The 2,146-nt window shown below is 60.5% G+C and carries 2 protein-coding genes; both read right to left on the bottom strand.

Annotation, left to right across the window (positions count from 1 at the left end):
• Positions 1 to 8 precede the first annotated feature (8 nt).
• Positions 9 to 1,172, bottom strand: a complete 1,164-nt coding sequence (locus Q1K23_RS08230) for a VWA-like domain-containing protein (RefSeq protein ID WP_300363727.1) — start codon at positions 1,170 to 1,172, stop codon at positions 9 to 11.
• A partial coding sequence (locus Q1K23_RS08225; RefSeq protein WP_300363725.1) for a MoxR family ATPase occupies positions 1,169 to 2,146 on the bottom strand: 978 nt, incomplete at its 5' end. The genes Q1K23_RS08230 and Q1K23_RS08225, both read right to left, overlap by 4 nt.

Raw genomic sequence — 2,146 nt, 5'->3', positions numbered from 1 at the left:
ACAACTCCTTATCTCAAAAGAATGGTCCGTCCGAAAGGCACCGCCGCCTCCCGGGGGAGGATCCAGACCGTTTCGTAATGGGGTTCTCTGTCCGGAAACCTTCCCTGTGCATCGGTGAAATAGAGCAGCAGTGAAGTCTGGGGGAACTCTTCGTCGATGGTTTCGAAAACGGGTCTGAAATCGGTGCCGCCTCCCCCTTTGAGCGTGAAGTCCAGCACCTCTCCCGAGACGAAACGGTAGAGGCCCCGGATCTTCGCGTCGCAGACCAGCAGGTCCACTTCGGTCTCCGGAAAGCTCAGCAGCAGCGCCTCCAGCTCTCCCACGAACCGCCCCAGCAGCCCTTCGTCCACCGATCCGCTGGAATCGATGGCGACGGTCAGAGTCATCTTTTCACTGGTGGTGGAGGGGAGATAGACACCGTCGGCCAGCAGTTTTCTGTTGGGTCTGGCGAAGGTGTAGTCGCTTTTTTGGTGGCGCTGGATGGCGTGGTAGAGCTCGCTGCGCCAGTCGACGGTCGCCTCGATGTCTCGGTCGAAAAATCGTTCGATACCGCCGGGCGCACGACCCTGTTTTTCCGCCTTCTCCAGCGCCTCTTTCATCGCGTTTTCCCACATCCGTTCCACTTCCGGTTCGAGTTCCTGGGGAGGGAGGGGGCGGCCGGCATCTCTTTCGCGGTTCGGATTGTCCGGATGCTGTTTCTCTTTCATCCGGTTCTTGTTCTGCTCGTTGAACCCCTCCTCGTTGCTCTCGTCGTCGTTGTAGTCCTCGTTGCGGATCTCCTCCTTGAGGATGGCGTAGATCTCTTCGGCGTATTTTCCGTCGAAGCGTGCGTCGTAGTGGACACGATCAGGAAGCCTGAAGCCGTTTTCCTTGAGTATTCCGTTGATGGCGTAGTCGGTGGCCAGCTGCCAGAGCCACCCCTGACGCTTCAATCTGCGGTTTTCATGAGCCAGCACATGGTGCATGACACTGTTGGCCAGGGCGAACTCGATGCTCTCCACGGGTTCCTGGGCGAAAAAGTCGGGATTGTACCGAAGAACCTTCCCGTCGCTCAGAAAGGCTTCCACCTCGTCGCCGGGCGAAGTTTCCAGACGGCTGGCCAGAAGGCCGAACCAGGGATGTTTCACGACCAGGCGGGTTTTGGCTTTGGCGATCTTGTCGGAAAGGTTCATGCCAGAAGGTGGGCGAATTTTCGGATCCAGACTTTGAAGTTTTCACACTTCTCCAGAAGGACCCCTTCGTGCTGCAGCTCCTTGACCACCATCACCGAAAACTCCGGCGGCAGTTTCATCAGATACGCCAGCAGAGACTCCAGCACCTCCTTGGGACTCTCCCGGCCGATCCGCCGGACGATCATCGAGGCCAGAACGTGCAGGGCGTTGGGGTTTTCGGGCACGGGGGCATCCTCACCCCGCAAAATCGCGTCGAGATCGGGAAGCTCCGAAGCCGCCTCCCGCCAGCTCAGAAACTCCGCCGCCAGCTCCTCGCCGATGGCACCGGCGATGAGAGGCATCAGCAGCTCCGCTTCGGGTGTCGATTTGATCACCTTGTCCACATACTCCCAGCTGCGGGGTGTGGCGAAACTGCGATGGGAGGATTTGGCATCGAACAGAAAGAGGGCGTCGGGCCGCGCCGAGAGGAAGCCGACGATGGAGGCGTCGATGCCCTGTGAGAGCGCCCAACGCCGCCACTGCCCGGGATCGCTCTCCATCTCCAGATGGACGAAGCGGTTGGCCAGGGGAGCGGGCATCCGGTAGACGACACCCCGGTCGCTCTCCCGGTTGCCCGCCGCCACGATCGCCCACCCCTCCGGGAGCGTGTACTCCCCGATACGCCGATCCAGAATCAGCTGATAGGCGCTCGCCTGCACCATCGGCGCCGCGGTGTTGAGCTCGTCGAGAAAGAGGATCCCTTCGGGTTCGCTGCCATCGGGCAGAAAGGCCGGCGGCGCCCAGACCGCCTTGCGGGCCTGCTGATCGAAAAAGGGAATCCCCCGCAGATCGGTGGGATCGAGCAGCGACAGACGCAAGTCGATAAATCCGATCCCCTTCTCCTCGGCGATCTGCCGAACGATCGAGGATTTACCGATCCCGGGAGGACCCCACAAAAACAATGGAACTTTCTCTTCGACCAGGTGGGAGACGGC

Origin of the sequence: Hydrogenimonas sp. (genome assembly GCF_029933015.1) — a bacterium.
Taxonomy (GTDB): domain Bacteria; phylum Campylobacterota; class Campylobacteria; order Campylobacterales; family Hydrogenimonadaceae; genus Hydrogenimonas.
This window is presented reverse-complemented; position numbering and strand designations above follow the sequence as displayed.

What these genes read in the sequence shown, in the direction of transcription:
- Q1K23_RS08230 (WP_300363727.1), bottom strand. Translation starts at nt 1,172, where the DNA reads ATGAACCTTTCCGACAAGATCGCCAAAGCCAAAACCCGCCTGGTCGTG.